Source organism: Arenimonas sp. (genome assembly GCF_022842045.1).
In the GTDB taxonomy this organism is placed as follows: domain Bacteria; phylum Pseudomonadota; class Gammaproteobacteria; order Xanthomonadales; family Xanthomonadaceae; genus Arenimonas.
In genome coordinates this window covers 1-19,156 of the sequence record NZ_JALHQI010000039.1, presented here as the reverse complement: position 1 = coordinate 19,156, position 19,156 = coordinate 1, and the positions used below count along the sequence as shown (strand labels likewise).

The 19,156-nt window shown below is 70.6% G+C and carries 14 protein-coding genes and 1 pseudogene; 5 read left to right on the top strand and 10 right to left on the bottom strand.

Annotated features, from left to right (window positions below; all coding sequences use genetic code 11):
- Positions 1-10: 10 nt before the first annotated feature.
- The gene (gene gyrA, locus Q0C12_RS09515) at positions 11-2,623 is read right to left on the bottom strand and encodes a DNA gyrase subunit A (RefSeq protein WP_290889473.1); all 2,613 of its coding nucleotides are present in this window, start codon (positions 2,621-2,623) and stop codon (positions 11-13) included.
- Between the two features lie 136 nt (positions 2,624-2,759).
- On the bottom strand, positions 2,760-3,809 hold the full coding sequence (gene mtnA / locus Q0C12_RS09510) for an S-methyl-5-thioribose-1-phosphate isomerase (RefSeq protein WP_290889469.1): 1,050 nt from the start codon (positions 3,807-3,809) through the stop codon (positions 2,760-2,762).
- A gap of 63 nt (positions 3,810-3,872) precedes the next feature.
- Between mtnA and Q0C12_RS09505 the strand changes: the two genes are divergently transcribed.
- Positions 3,873-4,634, top strand: a complete 762-nt coding sequence (locus Q0C12_RS09505) for a hypothetical protein (RefSeq protein WP_290889466.1) — start codon at positions 3,873-3,875, stop codon at positions 4,632-4,634.
- 1 nt (position 4,635) lies between these two features.
- On the opposite strand, the gene Q0C12_RS09500 is transcribed toward Q0C12_RS09505, so the two are convergent.
- From Q0C12_RS09500 to Q0C12_RS09465, 8 genes are all read right to left on the bottom strand, one after another.
- A complete protein-coding gene (locus Q0C12_RS09500) occupies positions 4,636-5,184 on the bottom strand; it encodes a DUF3011 domain-containing protein (RefSeq protein WP_290889463.1) in 549 nt (182 codons plus the stop codon).
- Between the two features lie 111 nt (positions 5,185-5,295).
- The gene (epmA, locus tag Q0C12_RS09495) at positions 5,296-6,264 is read right to left on the bottom strand and encodes an EF-P lysine aminoacylase EpmA (protein ID WP_290889460.1); all 969 of its coding nucleotides are present in this window, start codon (positions 6,262-6,264) and stop codon (positions 5,296-5,298) included.
- A gap of 46 nt (positions 6,265-6,310) precedes the next feature.
- The gene (gene ligA / locus Q0C12_RS09490) at positions 6,311-8,437 is read right to left on the bottom strand and encodes an NAD-dependent DNA ligase LigA (RefSeq protein ID WP_290889457.1); all 2,127 of its coding nucleotides are present in this window, start codon (positions 8,435-8,437) and stop codon (positions 6,311-6,313) included.
- A 9-nt stretch (positions 8,438-8,446) separates the two neighbouring features.
- Complete coding sequence (zipA, locus tag Q0C12_RS09485) at positions 8,447-9,217, bottom strand: cell division protein ZipA (RefSeq protein ID WP_290889455.1); 771 nt, start codon at positions 9,215-9,217, stop codon at positions 8,447-8,449.
- A gap of 74 nt (positions 9,218-9,291) precedes the next feature.
- Positions 9,292-12,789 carry a chromosome segregation protein SMC gene (gene smc, locus Q0C12_RS09480; RefSeq protein WP_290889452.1) on the bottom strand — a complete coding sequence of 1,166 codons (3,498 nt, stop codon included), beginning with the start codon at positions 12,787-12,789 and terminating at the stop codon, positions 9,292-9,294.
- 200 nt (positions 12,790-12,989) lie between these two features.
- Positions 12,990-13,265, bottom strand: coding sequence for a BolA family protein (locus tag Q0C12_RS09475; RefSeq protein WP_290889481.1), 276 nt, complete (start codon positions 13,263-13,265; stop codon positions 12,990-12,992).
- A 2-nt stretch (positions 13,266-13,267) separates the two neighbouring features.
- Positions 13,268-13,567: a YciI family protein gene (locus tag Q0C12_RS09470; RefSeq protein WP_290889448.1), complete on the bottom strand. Its 300-nt coding sequence runs from the start codon at positions 13,565-13,567 to the stop codon at positions 13,268-13,270.
- A 7-nt stretch (positions 13,568-13,574) separates the two neighbouring features.
- Positions 13,575-15,479: a prolyl oligopeptidase family serine peptidase gene (locus Q0C12_RS09465; protein WP_290889445.1), complete on the bottom strand. Its 1,905-nt coding sequence runs from the start codon at positions 15,477-15,479 to the stop codon at positions 13,575-13,577.
- Positions 15,480-15,605: 126 nt separating this feature from the next.
- Between Q0C12_RS09465 and Q0C12_RS09460 the strand changes: the two genes are divergently transcribed.
- From Q0C12_RS09460 to rluB, 4 genes and pseudogenes are all read left to right on the top strand, one after another.
- Positions 15,606-16,205: an L-threonylcarbamoyladenylate synthase gene (locus Q0C12_RS09460; protein WP_290889442.1), complete on the top strand. Its 600-nt coding sequence runs from the start codon at positions 15,606-15,608 to the stop codon at positions 16,203-16,205.
- Positions 16,206-16,314: 109 nt separating this feature from the next.
- The gene (locus Q0C12_RS09455; RefSeq protein ID WP_290889440.1) at positions 16,315-17,247 is read left to right on the top strand and encodes a ScpA family protein; all 933 of its coding nucleotides are present in this window, start codon (positions 16,315-16,317) and stop codon (positions 17,245-17,247) included.
- Between the two features lie 19 nt (positions 17,248-17,266).
- Positions 17,267-18,100: pseudogene (gene scpB / locus Q0C12_RS09450) on the top strand (SMC-Scp complex subunit ScpB); the annotation flags it as partial.
- A 5-nt stretch (positions 18,101-18,105) separates the two neighbouring features.
- Positions 18,106-19,156, top strand: a 1,051-nt coding sequence (gene rluB / locus Q0C12_RS09445) for a 23S rRNA pseudouridine(2605) synthase RluB (RefSeq protein ID WP_290889437.1), incomplete at its 3' end; no start/stop codon positions are given.

Below are 19,156 nucleotides of genomic sequence, written 5' to 3'. Positions count from 1 at the left end.
CCCCGCGCCGTCAAGCCTCGGGCTGGGGCTGCGAGGGCTCCGTGAGGGTGGCGCCGGGGGCGCCTTCCTCGTCGTCGACCTCGAGCACGTCCACGCGCTCGACCGCGATCAGCTTCTCGTCCTCGGCCACGCGCATCAGGGTGACGCCCTGGGTGTTGCGGCCGACCTGGCTGACCTCCGAGGCGCGCGTGCGCACCAGGGTGCCCTGGTCGGAGATCAGCAGGATCTCGTGCTGCTCGGTGAGCTGGATCGCGCCGACCAGCTCGCCGTTGCGGTCGCTGGTCTGCATGGCGATGACGCCCTGGGTGCCGCGGCCCTTGCGCGGGAACTCGGACACGGCGGTGCGCTTGCCGAAGCCATTCTCGCTGGCGGTGAGGATGTCGCCGTCGCCGTCCACCACGATCATGGACACGACCTTGGCGCCCTGCCCTTCCTCGTCTTCCTTCAGGCGCATGCCGCGCACGCCGGTGGCGGTGCGGCCCATCGGGCGCACCTCGGACTCGTCGAAGCGCACGGCCTTGCCGTTGCTGGCGAACAGCATCACGTTGCGCTCGCCGTTGGTCAGCTGCACGTCCACCAGGCCATCGCCCTCGTCGAGGTTGATGGCCCAGATGCCGGTGGAGCGCGGGCGGGAATAGTCGCTGAGCGGGGTCTTCTTGACCGTGCCGTCGCGGGTGGCGAAGAACACGAAGTGCGACTCGTCGAACTCACGCACCGGCAGCACCGCCTGCACCTTCTCGCCTTCCTGCAGCGGGATCCAGTTGATGATCGGGCGGCCGCGCGAGTTCGGGCCGGCGTCGGGCAGCTGGTAGACCTTGAGCCAGAACACGCGGCCGGTGCTGGTGAAGGTGAGCAGCGTGTCGTGCGTGTTCACCACCCACAGGCGGTCGATGAAGTCCTCTTCCTTCACCGCCGTGGCCGAACGGCCCTTGCCGCCGCGCTTCTGCGCGCGATACGTGGTGAGCGGCTGGCGCTTGGCGTAGCCGGCGTGCGAGAGCGTGACCACCACGTCCTCGGATTCGATCAGGTCGAGGATGTCGAGGTCTTCCTCGCCCGGGCGGATCTCGGTGCGGCGGGCGTCGGCGTACTCCTCGCGCAGGTTGCGCAGCTCGGTGCGGATCACCTCGAGCAGCACGTCCGGGTTCTCGAGGATCTCGATCAGGCCGCGGATGACCTCGAGCAGCTGCTTGTATTCGTCGGTGAGCTTCTCCTGCTCCAGGCCGGTGAGGCGGTGCAGGCGCATCTCGAGGATTTGCTGCGCCTGGACCTCGGTGAGCTGGTAGCCACCGGCGACCAGGCCGACGCCGGCCGGCAGGTCTTCCGGACGCGAAGCCTCGGCGCCGGCCGCGGCCAGCAGCGCGCCGACCAGGCCGGGCTGCCAGGTGCGCGCGAGCATCCGCTCCTTCGCAACCACGGGGTTCTCGGAGGTCTTGATCAGCTCGATCATCTCGTCGATGTTGGCGAGCGCGACCGTAAGGCCCTCGAGGATGTGGGCGCGGGCGCGGGCCTTGCGCAGCTCGAAGATGGTGCGGCGGGTCACCACCTCGCGGCGGTGGCGGATGAAGGCCTCGAGCATCTGCTTGAGGTTGAGCACCTGCGGGCGGCCGTCGACCAGGGCCACCATGTTGATGCCGAACACCGACTCCATCGGCGTCTGCAGGTAGAGGTTGTTGAGCACCACCTCGGCCGAATCACCGCGCTTGACCTCGATGAAGATGCGCATGCCGTCCTTGTCGGACTCGTCGCGCAGCTCGCTGATGCCCTCGAGCTTCTTTTCCTTCACCAGCTCGGCGATCTTCTCGATCAGCCGCGCCTTGTTCACCTGGTAGGGCAGCTCGGTGACGATGATGGCTTCGCGGCCGTTGTCCTCGTTGACCTCGACCTCGGCCTTCGCGCGCATGCGCACCCGGCCGCGGCCGGTGTGGTAGGCGGCGTGGATGCCGGCGGCGCCGTTGATGATGCCGGCGGTGGGGAAATCCGGGCCCGGCACGTACTGCATCAGGTCGCCGATGCTGGTGTCCGGGTCGTCGATCAGCGCGATGGTGGCGTCGATCACTTCGCCGAGGTTGTGCGGCGGGATGTTGGTGGCCATGCCGACCGCGATGCCGGCGGAGCCGTTGACCAGCAGGTTCGGGAAGCGCGACGGCATCACCGTCGGCTCGAGCTCCTTCTCGTCGTAGTTGGGCTGGAAGTCGACGGTGTCCTTGTCGATGTCGGCCATCAGCTCGTGCGCCAGGCGCGACATGCGCGCCTCGGTGTATCGCATGGCGGCGGCGGAGTCGCCGTCGACCGAGCCGAAGTTGCCCTGGCCGTCGACCAGCAGGTAGCGCAGCGAGAACGGCTGGGCCATGCGCACCAGCGTGTCATAGACCGACTGATCGCCATGCGGGTGGTACTTGCCGATGACGTCGCCGACGATTCGGGCGGACTTGTAATAGGGCTTGTTGCTGTGGGCGCCGAGCTCGTTCATGGCGAACAGCACGCGGCGGTGAACGGGCTTGAGGCCGTCGCGGACATCCGGGAGGGCGCGGCCGACGATCACGCTCATGGCGTAATCGAGGTAGCTCTTGCGCATCTCGTCTTCGAGGTTGACCGGGATGATTTCCTTCGCGAGATCTGCCATTCGTGCTTCCGTATTCGACGTTCGGGCGGGTGCCGCGGCCAGGGCCGCGGACGAGGGCTTTCAGGGACGCGAAATCATAACAGAAACGGCCCCGCGAAGGGTCCGTTTTGAAGCCGAAAAACAAGTACTTAGGCGCTCATCCGGGCCCGAAAAGCGCCTGCATCCGGGCCCGGTCCGGGGCCATCACCACGCCGCGCTCGGTGACGATGGCATCGATCAGCCCGGCGGGGGTCACGTCGAATACCGGATTCCACGCCTGCACGCCCTCCGCGACCGTGCGCGTGCCCGCCACCGACAGCAGTTCGGCGGGGTCGCGCATCTCGATCTCGATGTCGTCGCCGTGCGCGGTGGCCATGTCCACGGTGGACGAGGGCGCCACCACCATCACCTTCGCCCCGTGGTGGCGGGCGGCGATGGCGTGCGAGTAGGTGCCGATCTTGTTGGCGGTGTCGCCGTTGGCGCAAATGCGGTCGGCGCCGACGATCACCCACTGCACCGCGCCGGTCTTCATCAGGTGGGCGGCCGCGCCGTCGGCGATCAGGGTGGCGGCGATGCCGTCCTGCAGCAGCTCCCAGGCGGTGAGGCGCGCGCCCTGCAGCCAGGGCCGGGTTTCGCTGGCGAAGACCTTGCCGATGCGGCCTTCGGCGACGCCCGCGCGGATCACGCCCAGGGCGGTGCCGAAGCCGGCGGTGGCCAGCGAGCCGGTGTTGCAGTGGGTCAGCACGCCGCTGCCGGGTTCGATCAGGGCGGCGCCGAGCGCGCCCATTCGGCGGTTGGCGGCCAGGTCCTCGGTTTCGATCGCGCGGGCCTCGGCGGACAGCACCGCGGCCCAGTCGGCACCGGCACTGGCCAGCACGCGGCGCAGGCGGGCCAGGGCCCACATCAGGTTCACTGCGGTCGGGCGCGCGGCCTGAAGACGGTCCAGCGCCGGAGCGAGCTTCGCCAGGGCGGCGGCGCCATCGGCGGCGGCCACGTCGCGTGCGGCCAGCACCGCACCCCAGGCCGCGGCGATGCCGATGGCCGGCGCACCGCGCACGACCAGGTCGTGGATGGCGCGACCGACCGCCTCGCTGTCGCGGCAGGCCACGTGCTCGACCACGAAGGGCAGCCGGCGCTGGTCGAGCAGCGACAGGTGGTCGCCCTCCCAGCGGATCGGGCGGATGCGGTCGTAGCGTTCGAAGTCCATGCGCGGGTCCGGGCGGCGGGGCCCATGAGTTTACCAACACGGCCGCCGCGCTATGCTCGGCCCATGAGCACCCGCCCTGCCCGCCCCCGAACGCGCCAACCGCCGCCGCTGGACGCCGGCATCGAACCGATGCTGCACGCCGCCTGTGTCCGGGCCGGCGCCGGCGCCGCCCTGCAGGTCGGGCTGGATCGCGTCCCCCTGCTCAAGCCCTTCCTGCCGATCGCGATCAGGCGCGCGGGCAGCACCGAGTCGGCCGAGGACATCCAGCGCAAGCTGGTGGAGGCCATCTACCGGCGCTACAAGCTCAAGCCCGCGGGCTGGGAAGTCGAAGGCGTGCTGGCCGTGGCGCAGACGCAGGCCGTGCTGAGCCCGCTGGCGACGCGCGAAGGCCTGCGCTCGCTGCTGCGCGGCTGGCTGCCGGCGGCGGTCAGCGGTCCGCTGATGCGCTACACGCCGCTGGAACCGCTGGTCACGGCGACCGTGCGCGCCGTTGCCTCGACCTGGGCGGCGGGCCGCTACGCCGACAGCGTTTGCCGCCTGCGCAAGGCCGGCGCCGACTGGCTGCCGGCACCGCTGGCCGGCGCATTGAACCTGGCACCGTCCACGCTGAAGGCGTGGAGCGCCGAGGCGCTGGCGCTGGCGATGCCACCGCTGAAACTCGCCAGCGCGCTCGGCCGACAGCTGGGCAACGCGGTCTCCGCCGCCGGCACCCGCCCTGCCCCGGCGCGCAAGCCGGCGAAGAAGGCGGCGCCGAAGCCCACGAAAAAGCCGGCACCCTCCAGGAAGGCGCCGGCCGAGGGGCGCGCCCGCACGCGGACGCGGTGATTCAGTAGACGATGAAGTCGGCGCGGCAGCCGCGGTCGACCCAGATGCCGCGCGGGGTGAAACCCCAGCCCTCGCGGTAGGTGCAGTTGGCCTTGCTCAGGCGGCGTTTGATGTCGACCGACTCGATGCGGCCGCCAGGCACCCGGCAAAAATTCTCGCGGCCGCGGACCGACTCGCAGCGCACGATGCGCGGCCCGTAGTCCGGCCGGCCATAGTCGGGATGGCCATAACCCGGGCCGTAGGCGGCGCCGACCTCGAACTCCGCGCGGCAGCCGTCGGTGACCCAGATGCCGCGGCGGTCGTAGCCCCAGCTGCGGCCTTCGATGCACGGCCCCTTGCTGTTCGACACCTGGCGCACCAGGCGCACGCCGCCCCGCGTGTCCGCCGGGCAGTAGCGCTCGCGATAGCCATCCGAATTGCAGCTCACGATCACCTGCGGCGGCGGCCGCGGGTAGTCGCGATAGCGCGCGTCGTAGCGATCGGTGGCCTGGGCGGACAGCGGCAGCGCGACGGTGGCGAGGGCGGCCAGGGCGAAAAGCAGACGGTTCATGGCAAGGCTCCGGAGCGGCGGCCACGGTGGCCGGCTGATGGCGAAAATAAAGGGGCGAGCATGAATCGGCGGCCAACCCGGGCAGCGCCGGGCACGGCGCTTACCCGGGATTCATGCCCGTTCGAACGGGAAGGCCATCACGTCGGCGATCCGGTCGGTGCCCATCAGCGCCATCATCAGCCGGTCGACGCCCAGCGCCACGCCGGCGCAGGCCGGCAGCTTGGGCAAGCTGGCCAGCAGCCGCTCGTCGATCGCGGGCTGGCTGGCGTTGCGCGCGCGGCGCCGGGCCAGGTCGGCCTCGAAGCGGGCGCGCTGTTCGGTGGCGTCGTTGAGCTCGTGGTAGCCGTTGGCCACTTCCAGCGGGCCCAGGAAGGCCTCGAAGCGCTCGGCCACCGGCGGATTGCCCGGGCGCAGCCGCGCCAGTGCGCACTGGCTGGCCGGGTAGTCGTAAACCAGCAGGATGCGGCTGGCCGGGATGCTGGGCTGGATGAGGTGGGTCATCAGCAGGTCCAGCCAGTCGTCGCGGGTCAGGCCGGCCGGGTCGATGCCGAACACCAGCAGCGGCGAGCGCAGCTCTTCCTCGGGCGCGATCAGCGGATCGAAGCCGAACTTGTCGAGGTAGAGCTGGCGGAAGCTGGTGTCGCGCACGGTGGCGCGTCGCCCCGCCAGTGCCATCGCGGCCTTGAGCAGCTCGGCGGTCTCGTCCATCAGGCGGTGGTGGTCCCAGCCGACGCGGTACCACTCGAGCATCGTGAACTCGGGATTGTGGCGCTTGCCGGCCTCGCCGTTGCGGAACACGCGGCCGAGCTCGTAGCAGTCGCCGACGCTCGCGGCCAGCAAGCGCTTGAGCGGGAACTCGGGCGAAGTGCGCAGCCAGCGCGACCCGGCACCAGCCGCCTTGGGGCCATCGAAATCGAGCGCGAAGCTCTCGATGTTGGGATCGGTGTTGCCCGACGCCGACATCACCGGCGTCTCGACCTCGAGCACGCCGCGCTCGGCGAAGAAATGGCGCAGCAGCGCGTACAGCTCGGCGCGCAGGCGCAGGGCCTTGAGGTTGGCGGTGGGTTTCCAGTCCTTCATGGGAATACTGTACGCCCGGCCAGCGGCCGCCGGACGCACCCGGGGCTCAGTCGGCGGGGTTGGCGTTCAGGAATTCCAGCAGGCGCGCCTCGTCCCAGACTTCGATGCCCAACTCGCGGGCTTTGTCGAGCTTGGAGCCGGCGGCCTCGCCGGCGACCACGAAGCTGGTCTTCTTCGACACGCTGCCCGCGACCTTCGCGCCCAGCGCCTGCAGGCGGTCGCCGGCGGCGTCGCGGCTCATCGCCGACAGCGCGCCGGTCAGCACCACCGTCTGGCCGGCCAGCGGGCCCTCGGCCGAACGCTGCGGCGGGCCCTCGGGCCAGCGCACGCCGGCATCGCGCAGGGCCTGCACCACCTCGCGGTTGTGCGGCTCGGCGAAGAAACCGGCGATGCGCGTCGCCACCACCGGGCCGACATCGGGAATCTCGACCAGCCTGGCCTCGTCGGCGGCCATCAGCGGGTCGAGCGCGCCGAACCAGCGCGCCAGGGTGCGCGCCGTGGATTCGCCGACGTCGCGGATGCCAAGGGCGAACAGCACGCGCTCGAGCGACGTGTCCTTGCTGGCGGCGATCGCAGCGACCAGGTTTTCGGCCCACTTGCTGGCGATCTTGCCGGCCTTGACGGTCTCGGGCACGGTGCCGTCGCGCTCGTCGGCACGTTGCTTCATCTCCAGGAAGCGCTCGACCGTCATCGTATACAGGTCGGCCACCGTCGCGACGTAGCCGAAATCCACCAGCGCCTCGATGAAGCGCTCGCCCAGGCCCTCGATGTCCATGGCCTTGCGCGAGGCGAAGTGCACCAGCGCCTGCTTGCGCTGCGCCGGGCAGAACAGGCCGCCGGTGCAGACGATGGCGGCGCCCTCGGCGTACTCGATGCCGCCGGCCTTGGTGGTCTTGAGCACCTTGCGCACGGCCTCGGTGTGCGAACCGCAGGCCGGGCAAGCGGACGGGAACACGTAGGGCGCGTGCAGCGGCTCGCCGCGCGCGTCCAGCGGTCGCTTTTCCGGCAGCACCCGCACGACTTCGGGGATCACGTCGCCGGCGCGGCGCACGATCACCGTGTCGCCGACGCGCACGTCCAGCCGCGCGATCTGGTCGGCGTTGTGCAGGGTGGCGTTGGTGACGACGACGCCGGCGACCTGCACCGGCGCCAGCCTCGCCACCGGCGTCAGCGCGCCGGTGCGCCCGACCTGCACCTCGATCGCCTCGACCGTGGTGAGCTGCTCCTGGGCCGGGAACTTGTGCGCGATCGCCCAGCGCGGCGCGCGCGAGACGAAGCCCATCGCCCGCTGCTGGTCGTGGGCATCGAGCTTGTAGACCACGCCGTCGATGTCGTAAGGCAGCGCGTCGCGGCGGGCGCCGATGGCGGCATAGTAGTCGAGCAGTCCCTGGGTGCCGCGCGCCACCGCGACCTCGGGCGAGACCGGGAATCCGAAGCCGCGCAGCGCCGCGAGCACCTGCGAATGCCGCGGCGGCAGCGCCCAGCCCTCGGTGGCGCCGAGGCCGTAGGCGTAGAACGCCAGCGGCCGCGAGGCCGCGATGCGCGGGTCGAGCTGGCGCAGCGAGCCCGCGGCGCCGTTGCGCGGGTTGGCCAGCACCTTGCCGCCGGTCTCGCGCATGCGCGCGTTGTAGGCCTCGAAGCCGGCGCGCGGCATGTAGACCTCGCCGCGCACTTCCAGCACCGCCGGCGCATCGCCGCGCAGCTTCAGCGGGATGGCCTTCACGGTGCGCAGGTTGGCGGTGACGTCCTCGCCGGTGGCGCCGTCGCCGCGGGTGGCGCCGCGCACGAACACGCCGTGCTCGTAGCGCAGGCTGATCGCCAGGCCGTCGAGCTTGGGCTCGACCGAGAACACCGGCTCGGGCTCGCCCAGCTCGCGCGCGATGCGCTGCACGAACTCCGCGACTTCCTCGTCGGCGAAGGCGTTGTTGAGCGACAGCATCGGCTGCGCGTGCGTGACCTGCTCGAAGCCGTCCAGCGGCAGGCCGCCGACGCGCCGGGTCGGGGAATCGGTCGTGCACAGCGCGGGGTGCTCGCGCTCGATCGCCTCGAGCTCGCGCAGCATCGCGTCGTACTCGGCGTCCGGGATGGCCGGGTCGTCGAGCACGTGGTAGCGGTGATTGGCGTCTTCGAGCAGTGCGCGCAGCCGGGCGGCGCGGTCAGCGGGCGTGGTCATCGCCGGGCCTCAGCGGGTGGTCCGCAGGTCCCACTTCTGCTGCTTGCGGTCGTAGTTGCGCAGGTCCTCGCGGATGTGCGCGATGCGCTGGCGGCCGAGCGCGTTGCGCTCCTCGTCGAGCAGCACGCCGTCGAGCAGCTCGGCCATGCGCTGGGCGGTGGGCAGCATCGCGTCCCAGGCGTCGAGCGCCGACAGCGGGCCCGGCAGCGCCATGAAGAAGCTGATGCCCGGCGTGCGCAGGTCCTGGATGTTGGCCATTTCGAACGAGCCGGGCTTGACCAGGTTGGCGACCGAAAAGATGGGGCCCTGCTCCGGGTGGTTGTCCACCAGGCGGTGGAAGATGTTCATGTGGCCGTAGACCAGGCCGGCCTTCTCGGCCGCGACCACCAGGTCGGGGCCGTGCAGGGCCTGGCCCGCGCGCGCAGCCAGGAAGACGCTGACGACCTTGTCGAAGTTCTCGTCGGGGCGGGCGCCCGGCAGCGGCGCCGGGGCCGGACGGCGGTCGGGGACTTCCTCGCCGGCGAGGGTTTTCTCCAGCAGGTCGAGTTCGGACTGCTCGATGGCGGCGGCTTCGTCGCCGGTGCCGGCGTCGGCCTCGAGCAGCTCGCGCAGCGTGGGTTCCTGGCGCGAACCGCCGGCCTCGCCGCGGGCCGGCACGGTGCGCTTGCCCTGCTTGCCCGCCGGTTTGCGGCTGGTGAACACGATGACCGCGAACAGCACCAGCGCGGCGACGCCGATGGCGATGCGCAGCAGCGTGGTCTCGCTGAGTCCGTCGAGCATGGTGCCTCTCCCTGTCTGGCGTCGGGCCGGATCCGCGGCCCGCGTTGGAATGATGCCCTAAACCGGCGGCGCGGTCAGGCCGCGCCCACCATGCGGGTGGCCTCGGCCAGGTCGACCGACACCAGGCGGCTGCAGCCCGGTTCGCGCATGGTGACGCCGGAGAGCTGCTTGGCCGCTTCCATCGTCGCCTTGTTGTGGGTGACGAACAGGAACTGCACCTTCTCGCTCATCTCGGTGACCATGCTGCTGAAGCGGCCGACGTTGGCTTCGTCGAGCGGCGCGTCCACCTCGTCGAGCAGGCAGAACGGGGCCGGGTTCAGGCGGAAGATCGCGAACACCAGCGCCACCGCGGTCAGCGCCTTCTCGCCGCCCGAGAGCAGCGAGATGTTGGACACGCGCTTGCCGGGCGGGCGCGCCATGATCGAGACGCCGGTGTCGAGCAGGTCCTCGCCGGTGAGCTCGAGGTAGGCGTGGCCGCCGCCGAACAGGCGCGGGTAGAGTTCCTGCACGCCGGCGTTGACGCGGTCGAAGGTTTCCTTGAAGCGGCCGCGGGTTTCCTTGTCGATCTTGCGGATCGCACCCTCGAGGGTTTCCAGCGCCGAGGTGAGGTCGGTGTTCTGGGCGTCGAGGTAGGTCTTGCGCTCGCTCTGCTCGCCGTATTCCTGGATCGCGGCCAGGTTGACCGGCTCGAGGCGGCGCATCTTGGCGTCGATGTCGGCCAGGTTCTTCTGCCAGCCGTCGACGTCGGCCTGCGCGGGCAGCGCCTGCAGCACCTCGTCCAGCACCAGGCCCGCGGCGACGATGGCCTCGGACAGCTGGCCGGCGCGCAGGGCCAGGGCCTGCTCTTCCATGCGCTTGGCGGAGATGGCTTCGCGCTGGGCCAGCGACTGCTGGTCGCGCTGCTGGCGGGTCTGTTCGTAGCCGCGCATCTCGGCCTCGATGCCGTCGAGCGTGGAGCGGGCCGCGGCCAGGTCCTTCTCGACGATCACGCGCTGGTCGAGCGCGGCCTGGCGCTCGGCCTGCAGCGCCACCACCGGCGCGTCGCCGTCGGCGAGCTGGGCCACGAGCTCGTTCAGGCGCACCTCGAGCTGGGCCTTCTGGCTGCCCATGCGCGCCAGCGACTGGCTGAGGGCGATCACGCGGGCGCGTTGCGACTCGAGCGTGAGTGCAAGCTGGTGGGCGGCGTCGCGGGCCTCGCGGGCGCTGTTGCGGGCGGCGTCGCGCTGTTCGCCGAAGCTGCGGCGCTCGGCGTCCAGGCGCTGGCGCTCGGCCTCGAGGTCGCCCATCTTCGCCACCGCCTGCTCGAGGCGGGCGCGGGCCTCGCGGGCATTGGCCTGGGATTCCTCGAGCGTGGTGGCCAGCGTGGCCAGCTCGGCATCGATGCGGGTGACGCGGGCCTGGGCGGATTCCAGGCGGCTCTTCTGGCCCTGCAGCTGGCCGGCCAGTTCGGAGACGCTGCGGTGCGCCAGGTACAGCGCGCGCTGGGCGTCCTCGCGGTGCTGCTCGGCCTCGAGCAGCCGGTCGCGCATCGCCGTCAGGCCTTCGTTGGTCTGCTGCTCTTTCTTGCCCAGCGCCTCGATCTCGGCGCGCAGCGCCTGGATCTCGCGCTCGCGCGCCAGCGCGCCCTGCTGGGCCTCGCCGCTGCGCAGCACGCGCAGCCAGCCGGCGCCGAGCCATTCGCCGCCGCGGGTGATGACGGCCTCGCCCTGCCCCGGGGCCAGCGCGCGGGCCTCGGCGGCGGTTTCCACGGCGTGGATGCCGGCCAGCAGGCGGCGCACGGCGGCCGGGCCCTGCACCTTCGCCGCCAGCGAACCGGCGGGCACGGACACGGATTCACTGGAATTGCTGACCAGCGCGACGCGGCCCTGGCCCAGGCTGGCCAGCGCGTCGAGCCAGTCGTTCGGGGCGTCGACGGTGACGGCCTCGAGCAGGCTGCCCAGCACGGTCTCGACCGCGGCTTCCCAGCCGGCTTCGACCGTGAGCATTTCACCGAGGCGGCCGTTGCCGTCGAGCCCCTGCTGCTTGAGCCAATCGAGCGCGACGTTTTTTTCCTGGCCCAGCGCGGCGTGCTGCAGCGCTTCGAGCGAGGCGAGGCGGCCGCGCGCGGCCTGGCCCTGCTTGCGCACGTCGGCGAGCTCGGACTGCTGCTGGCGCTGTTGCTCCTGCAGCGCGGTCAGCGCGGCCTTGCGCTGCTCCAGCGTTTCGCCCAGGCCATCGAGGCCGGCCTTTTGCTGGTCGTGGTCGGCGACCAGGCGCGACAGCGCCTCGGTGACCGCGCTGGTGTCGAGGCCGCTGCGCTCGCCGGCCAGCGCTTCGCGCCGGCGGCCGGCGTCCATCGCCTGCTTCTCGAGGTATTCGATCTTGGTGCGCTCGACCTCGGCCCAGCGCGCGGCCTCGGCCTGGGCCTTGGCATAGGTGTCCCAGCGCTGCTGCCAGTCCTGCAGCGCAGCCTCGGCGGACTTGAGCGCGTCCTGCCGGCCCGCGTCCTCGGCGCGCAGCGCTTCGAGCCGCGGGTCGGCGGCGGCGATGGCGTTGTGCAACTCGGCCAGCTGGCGCTCGTCGCCGCTGATGTGTTCGCCGACCTGGGCGAAGGCCGCGTCGGCCTCGGCGCGGGCGGTTTCCAGGCGCTGGCGCAGTTCGCGCTGGTGCTGGATCTGCTGTTCGATGCGGGCAAGCTCGCCGCCCACGCGGTAGACCTCGGCCTGGGCCTTGCCCAGCGCCTCGCTGGCTTCGCCATGCTGGCTGCGGCAGGCCTCGATCTGGGCCTCGGCCTGGCGCTGGTCGGCCATCAGCGACTGCAGCTTGATCTCGTCCTGGGTCAGGGTGTCGTGCAGGGCCTTGAGCTGGCCGTCGTAGCGGCGGAATTCGAGCGCCTTGAGCTGGGCGTCCTTGTTCAGGCGCTCGGCCTGCAGGGCCTGGTACTGCTCGGCGGCGCGGGCCTGGCGCTTGAGGTGCTCGAGCTGCTTGTCCACTTCCTCGCGCAGGTCGTTGAGGCGGTCGAGGTTCTCGCGCGTGCTCTTGATGCGCGACTCGGTTTCCTTGCGGCGCTCCTTGTACTTGGAGATGCCGGCGGCTTCCTCAAGGTAGACGCGCAGGTCCTCGGGCTTGGCCTCGATGATCTGGCTGATCATGCCCTGCTCGATGATCGAGTAGCTGCGCGCGCCGAGGCCCGTGCCCAGGAACAGGTCGGTGATGTCGCGGCGGCGGCAGCGGGCGCCGTTGAGGTAGTAGTTGCTCTGGCCGTCCCGGCTGACCGAACGCTTGACCGAGATCTCCGCATAGCGCGCGTACTCGCCGCCGATGCTGCCCTCGGAGTTGTCGAAGATCAGCTCGACCTGGGCCTGGCTGACCGGCTTGCGCGTGGACGAACCCGAGAAGATCACGTCGGTGAGCGAATCGCCGCGGAGGCGGCTGGCCGAGCTCTCGCCCATCACCCAGCGCACCGCGTCGATGATGTTCGACTTGCCGCAACCGTTCGGACCGACCACGCCGGTCATGTTGGTCGGCAGGTGCAGCACCGTGGGGTCAACGAAGGATTTGAAGCCGGAGAGCTTGATCGTGGAAAGGCGCATTCGTCGGGGTTCTCAAGCAGCCGGCCAGTAGTCGCCGGCCACGGGACGCCGGGGGCGGCCCGCCGCAGGGTCGATGGGAAGCTCGCGGGCGGGTCCGCGGCTCGGCCAAGTTATTGATTCCACTGGCAGAGCGCGATCCCCGGCACGCGGCCGACGGGCAGTATAACAGCGGCTTCACCCGCCTCCGCGAGTGCCCGGGCTCAGGCTTCGGACGGGGTCCGGGCCTGGATCGAGAGCGCGTGGATATCGGTCTCCATCAGCCCGCCCAGGGCGGCATAGACCCGGCGATGGCGGGCCAGCGGCGCCAGCCCGGCAAAGGCCTCGCTGACCACGGTGACCGCGAAGTGGCCGCGGCCGTCGCGGGCCCCGGCGTGGCCGGCATGCTTGTGGCTCTCGTCCACCACCTCCAGCGCCACCGGGGCCAGGGCCGCCTCAAGCGCGGCGCGGATGGCGTCTGGCCGCTGCTCGCGCGGCAGGCTCACGGCAGCACCGGGCGGAAGGGGCTGACGTCCACGCGGGCGTAGACGCCGCCGGCCAGGTAGGGGTCGTCCGCGGCCCAGGCATTGGCTTCGGCCAGCGAGCCGAACTCGGCCACGATCACGCTGCCGGTGAAGCCGGCCGGACCCGGGTCCTCGGCATCGATGGCGGGCAGCGGGCCGGCCAGCTTGAGCCGCCCCTGGTCGCGCAGCGCCTCGAGCCGCGCGAGGTGGGCGGGCCGGTGCGCCTTGCGGCTTTCCAGTGAATTCGGCAGGTCGATGCCGTGGATCAGGTACCACATGGAAGCCTCACTCCGTCGCGGCGGCCGGCCTGCGGGCCTGGCCAATTTGGGTGTCGAGGAAGCGCAGCACGCGCTGCGCCCAGTCCCGCTGGTTCTTGCGCAGATAGTACCCGTGCGCCTCGCCCTCGTAGAGCGCGACCTCCGGGGACTGGCCGGCATTCTCGAGTCCCTTCTGCATGGCGCGTGTCTGCTCCAGGGGCGTGGTGTCGTCCAGCACGCCCGCCCCCAGCAGCACCGGCACACGGATCTTCGCGGCCATGCGCGCCGGTGAGATCGAGGCCAGGTCGACGTTGCCCACCGCAGTCTCGAAGTAATCGCGGCCCGAGCGCGTGCGCTTCTGGTCGGAGTACATCTCGACCATGTCGTACAGGCCGACGTTGCCAATTCCGCATGCGTACAGGCCGGGCTCCCGGATCAGCCCCATCATCGACGCATAGGCGCCGTAACTGGCGCCGTAGAGGCAGATGCGGCCGCGCTCGGCGATGCCTTGGTCGATCGCCCAGAAGGTGGCGTCGGTGATGTCATCCTGCATCTTCGCGCCCCATTGGCCGTTGGCGGCTTCACGGAAGGCCCTGCCATAGTTGCCGGAGCCGCGGAAATTGACCTGCAGCACGGCGTAGCCCCGGTTGGCGAGCAGTTGCACCTCGCGGTCGAAGCCCCACTGGTCGAAAACGTTGGTGGGGCCCCCGTGCGGCATCACCACCAGCGGCGCCGTCTGGCCCGCGGCCACGCGGGGCCGGGTGACCAAGCCCTCGACCTCGAGGCCGTCGCGCGCCTTGAACCGGAACGGCGTCATTGGTGCCATCCGGTCCGGAGCCAGCCGCTCGCTGCGTGCGATGACGAACGCGGCCTGGCCGGTGTCGTGGTCCACGCGGTAGTACTCGCCGGAATTGACATCGGAGCTGACGAAGTAGATGCCGATCCGTCCGTCCCGGGTGTAGGAAGTGGGCGTCACGTAGGCTTCGGGAAACGCCTTGGCCATCCGAACAAGCGCCTTGGCGAAGGGATCCCGTGGTGCCACCAACTGCAAGGTCGGCTTGCCGTCGAAGTACTCCAGCGCGATCACGCCACCATCCACCGGCGAGCGAAGCACCCGACCGATGTCGACGCGCGGATGCCGGAACAGCAGCTTCCGGGTTCCTGCCTTCGGGTCGTAGGAATAGAAGCCATCCGGCCCCTCGGCATGTTCGATGATCAGGTAAGCGGTCTGGTTGTCGGCCGAGAACCCGGCGAAGTTCCAAGCCACGCCCGAGGAGGCCTCGGAGTTGATCTCGCGCCACTTGCCGCTGGCCTCGCGCTGGAATTGGCGTGAGCGGATCTCGCCGAACTTGTAGCCCGAGGCGAAGCGTATCGCCCCCGTGTTGTCGGCGTGGAAACTGCCCGAGGGCACCGGCAGCTTCACCTGCCCGCCCACGGCATCGCCGTTGGCAAGCCGGATCCGGGCCAGGCGGGGCGAGCCACCCGAGTTGTAGCGGATCACCTGCACCAAGTCGTCCTCGCCGCGAAGGGTGTCGTGCAGCCTCACCCACTCCCGGGACACGGGCCGCGAGTCGCTGCCGTCGGCCCGTATCCGATACAGCGTGCCGCTTTGCTGTGGCCGGGCCAGCTTCCCGAACCGGCGCGCGTCGGTGTAGACCAGGGTGTCGTCGTTGACCCAACGCACGTCATGCACGTGGATACCGGCGCGGAACATCACGTGGCCACTGCGCTTGAGGTCCGAACGGCGGAGGATGGCGAGTGCGGTGCGGTCCTGCATGGGCACCGTGACCGCGTAGTGCTCGCCGTCCGGGGAGATCAGCAACTGGCCGATATCGTCCGGCGCCAGGAAATCATCGAGCGGAATTTCCTCGGATGCCCTTGCAATCCCCGCGTCCGCCAACAGCAGCAAAAGGATGAAGGTGACTCGGAACATGCGCGGGTCCAGGCGGCTCGGGCTGGTTAATGTACCCGAGGGCTGCCGGGCGAGCGCCCGGCCCTCGCCCCCGGTGCCCGCCACAGGGCACAATCGGGCATGGCAGAGCGTTTGCACGTCCACCCCGTGAACCCCCAATCCCGCCTGGTCGACAAGGCGGCCGCGGTGCTCAAGGCCGGCGGCCTGGCCCTGGCGCCCACCGATGCGGGCTATGCGCTGGTCTGGGCCCTGGAGTCCAAGGCGGCCGAGGAACGGGTCCAGCGCCTGCGTGAACTGGACAGCAAGCACCCTTTCACCTTACTCTGTCGCCAATTGAGTGAGGCCGGCCGCCTGGCCCGGCTCGACGATCCGGCCTTCCGGCTGATGCGATCGCTGACCCCCGGACCCTGCACGTTCATCCTTCCGGCCTCCGCGGACCTGCCCAAACGCATCAAGAACAGCGGCCGAAGCAAGCGCCGCGACATCGGCATACGCCTGCCCGACCACCTGGTCACCCGGGCGCTGCTGGAAGCGATGGGCGAGCCCCTGCTGTCGACCAGCCTGTTGCTGCCGGACGAAACCGATCCGGCCAGCCACGAGGCGGAGGTGGTGGCCGAGCGCTGGTTGCGCTGGGCCGACGTGATGCTGGACGCCGAGGACTGCGAGCCCGGCCCCACCAGCGTGGTGGACTGCACCGGGGATGCCCCCGAGGTGGTGCGCCAGGGATTCCATCCCGTAGCACTGTGAGGCGACCCGGCCTGGCCATGACGTCGCGAACCTGCAGTACCGAAGCATCGTTGCACCCCGGCCCCCGCGGGCCAGCTCGACCCGAGCCCAACCCTTGCCTGAGCACTTGATGAGCGAACCCACCGCGATCCCAGCGGAGCAGCCGGCATTCCCGGTCCAGCCGCAGCAGCAGGAAATGCCGCTGGCGGTGTTCAAGGGCCAGCCCGTGCTGCAGATGCCGCAGGACCTGTACATCCCGCCGGATGCGCTCGAGGTCATCCTCGAGGCCTTCGAAGGGCCGCTGGACCTGCTGCTGTACCTGATCCGCCGCCAGAACCTGGACATCCTGGACATCCCGGTCGCCGAGATCACCCGCCAGTACGTCGACTACATCGGCGTGATGGAGGACATGCGCTTCGAGCTGGCCGCCGAGTACCTGGTCATGGCCGCCATCCTGGCCGAGATCAAGTCGCGCATGCTGCTGCCGCGGCCGCCGTCGGAGGAGGGCCTGGAGGCCGACCCGCGCGCCGAGCTGGTGCGCCGGCTGCAGGAGTACGAGCGCTTCAAGAAGGCCGCCGAGGACATCGACACCCTGCCCCGCCAGGACCGCGACACCGTGGCGGTGCACGCCCACGTGCCGGAGCGCGCCGTGGCCAAGGTGCCGCCGCCGGTGGACCTGCGCGAGATGCTGCTGGCGCTGCGCGACGTGCTCAAGCGCGCCGACCTGTTCACGCACCACGCCATCAAGCGCGAGGCGCTCAGCGTCCGCCAGCGCATGGGCGAGGTGCTGGGGCGGCTGTCGGACGGCCAGTTCCACGCCTTCGAGAGCCTGTTCAACGCCGAGGAAGGCCGGCTGGGCGTGGTGGTGACCTTCCTGTCCATCCTCGAGCTGGCGAAGGAGCAGCTGCTCGAGATCGTGCAGGAAGCCCCGCCCGCGCACGCCGACCTGCAGTCGCCGCGCCCGCTGCTGGCGCCGATCTACATCAAGTCCCTGGCCGCCGGCGACGGCGAGCCGGAGCTCCCCACCCCGACCTCCGACGGCGTCGACGATGACTACGCCTGAGGACCGCAGCCCCGAGACCATGGACCAGACCCTGATCCGACGCATCGTCGAGGCCGCCCTGCTGGCGGCGCCGCAACCGCTCACCCTGGCCCAGCTGGCCGGCCTCTTCCCCGACGAGGAGCAGCCGCCCAAGGGCAGCCTCGAGCTCGCCATCGAGGCGCTGCGCGAGGCCTGCGCCGACCGCGGCGTCGAGCTGGTCGAGGTCGCCTCGGGCTTCCGCTTCCAGGTCAAGGCCGACGTGCACGCCTGGGTGGCGCGCCTGTGGACCGAGCGCCAGACCAAGTACACCCGCGCCACGCTCGAAACGCTCGCGCTGATCGCCTACCGCCAGCCGATCACCCGCGGCGAGATCGAGCAGATCCGCGGCGTCAGCGTCAACGCCAACATGATCAAGATGCTGGAAGAACGCGAGTGGATCCGCTCGGTCGGCCACCGCGACGTGCCGGGCCGGCCCGAGCTGTTCGGCACCACCAAGACCTTCCTCGACTACTTCGGCCTGAAGTCGCTCGACGAGCTGCCGCCGCTGGCCGAACTCAAGGACATCCCCGAGCTCGAGCCGCAGCTGCCCTTCGACATGGCGCCGGTCGGCGTCGCCAGCGCCGCGCTGGCGGCGAGCCTCGACGACGAAGTCGAGGGCGGTGGCCACGCCGTCGGCGAGGACGAACATGGCGAGGACGATGACGCGCTGGCCGGCAACGGCCACTTCGTCGCCGACGACGAAGACTTCGCCAACGATGGCGACGAGAACCACCACGACACCGGCGTCGCCCCGACGACCGATGGCGACGACGCCGACGGCGACGCCGCGAACCCTTCAGACACTGAGGCCGGCGACACCGCCGAGCCGGAGCAAAAGTAATGAGCGACAAATCCAAGAAGACCCTCTCCCTTCGCGCCAAGGGCGGTTCGCCCGCGGCCAAGGCCGAGGAGCGGCTGCACAAGGTGCTGGCGCAGGCCGGCCTGGGCTCGCGCCGCGCGCTGGAAGAGCGCATCGCCCAGGGCCTGGTGAAGGTCAATGGCGCGGTCGCGCAGACCGGCCAGTCGGTCAAGGGCGGTGACCGCATCGACCTCGACGGCAAGACCTTCGTCGCCACCGCGCTGACCGAGCCGGCCAGCGTGCTGCTGTACAACAAGCCCGAAGGCGAAGTGACCACGCGCGAAGACCCCGAGGGTCGCCCGACCGTGTTCGAATCGCTGCCGCGCCTGAAGGGCGCGCGCTGGATCGCCGTCGGCCGCCTCGACATCAACACCACCGGCCTGCTGCTGCTCACCACCGACGGCGAGCTCGCCAACGCGCTGATGCACCCGTCCAGCGGCATCGCCCGCGAGTACGTCTGCCGCATCCATGGCGAAGTGCCCGATGAAGTGGTGCACCGCCTGGCCAAGGGCGTGCAGCTTGATGACGGCCCGGCCAAGTTCGACGAGATCGAGCGCATCGGCAGCTCCGATTCGCACGCCTGGTTCAAGGTCGTGCTCACCGAGGGCCGCAACCGCGAGGTGCGCCGCCTGTGGGAATCACAGGGCTACAACGTCAGCCGCCTCAAGCGCGTCAAGTACGGCAGCGTGCACCTGCCGCGCCTGCTCAAGCGCGGCCACTGCGAGGAGATGCCGTCCGAGCAGGTCGAGAAGCTGCGCGCGCAGTTCCAGCTCGAGCAGAATCCGCCGGTGCTGACCCTGCAGCCGGTGATCGGCCAGCGCAAGTCGCGCCCGACCGAGATCCGCGTCGGCAAGGACCGCAAGCAGGCCTCGTACGTCAACGGTGCGGTGGACGACGAGGCGCGCGAGCTGCGCCGCTTCGACACCTTCCGCGAAGACAAGCCCGGCGGTCGCGGCCGCGGTCGCCCGGCCGGCGGCGCCGGCAAGCCGTTCGGCGGCAAGGGCAAGCGCGGCGCGGGGGGCGGCAAGCCCT

Bases quoted from the DNA above. Each gene is read 5' to 3' on its own strand.
- mtnA (WP_290889469.1), bottom strand. From the start codon at position 3,809: ATGGACTTCGAACGCTACGACCGCATCCGCCCGATCCGCTGGGAGGGC.
- zipA (WP_290889455.1), bottom strand. From the start codon at position 9,217: ATGCTCGACGGACTCAGCGAGACCACGCTGCTGCGCATCGCCATCGGC.
- Q0C12_RS09505 (WP_290889466.1), top strand. From the start codon at position 3,873: ATGAGCACCCGCCCTGCCCGCCCCCGAACGCGCCAACCGCCGCCGCTG.
- Q0C12_RS09500 (WP_290889463.1), bottom strand. From the start codon at position 5,184: ATGAACCGTCTGCTTTTCGCCCTGGCCGCCCTCGCCACCGTCGCGCTG.
- smc (WP_290889452.1), bottom strand. From the start codon at position 12,789: ATGCGCCTTTCCACGATCAAGCTCTCCGGCTTCAAATCCTTCGTTGAC.
- Q0C12_RS09455 (WP_290889440.1), top strand. From the start codon at position 16,315: ATGAGCGAACCCACCGCGATCCCAGCGGAGCAGCCGGCATTCCCGGTC.
- ligA (WP_290889457.1), bottom strand. From the start codon at position 8,437: ATGACCACGCCCGCTGACCGCGCCGCCCGGCTGCGCGCACTGCTCGAA.
- epmA (WP_290889460.1), bottom strand. From the start codon at position 6,264: ATGAAGGACTGGAAACCCACCGCCAACCTCAAGGCCCTGCGCCTGCGC.
- gyrA (WP_290889473.1), bottom strand. From the start codon at position 2,623: ATGGCAGATCTCGCGAAGGAAATCATCCCGGTCAACCTCGAAGACGAG.
- Q0C12_RS09470 (WP_290889448.1), bottom strand. From the start codon at position 13,567: ATGTGGTACCTGATCCACGGCATCGACCTGCCGAATTCACTGGAAAGC.
- Q0C12_RS09465 (WP_290889445.1), bottom strand. From the start codon at position 15,479: ATGTTCCGAGTCACCTTCATCCTTTTGCTGCTGTTGGCGGACGCGGGG.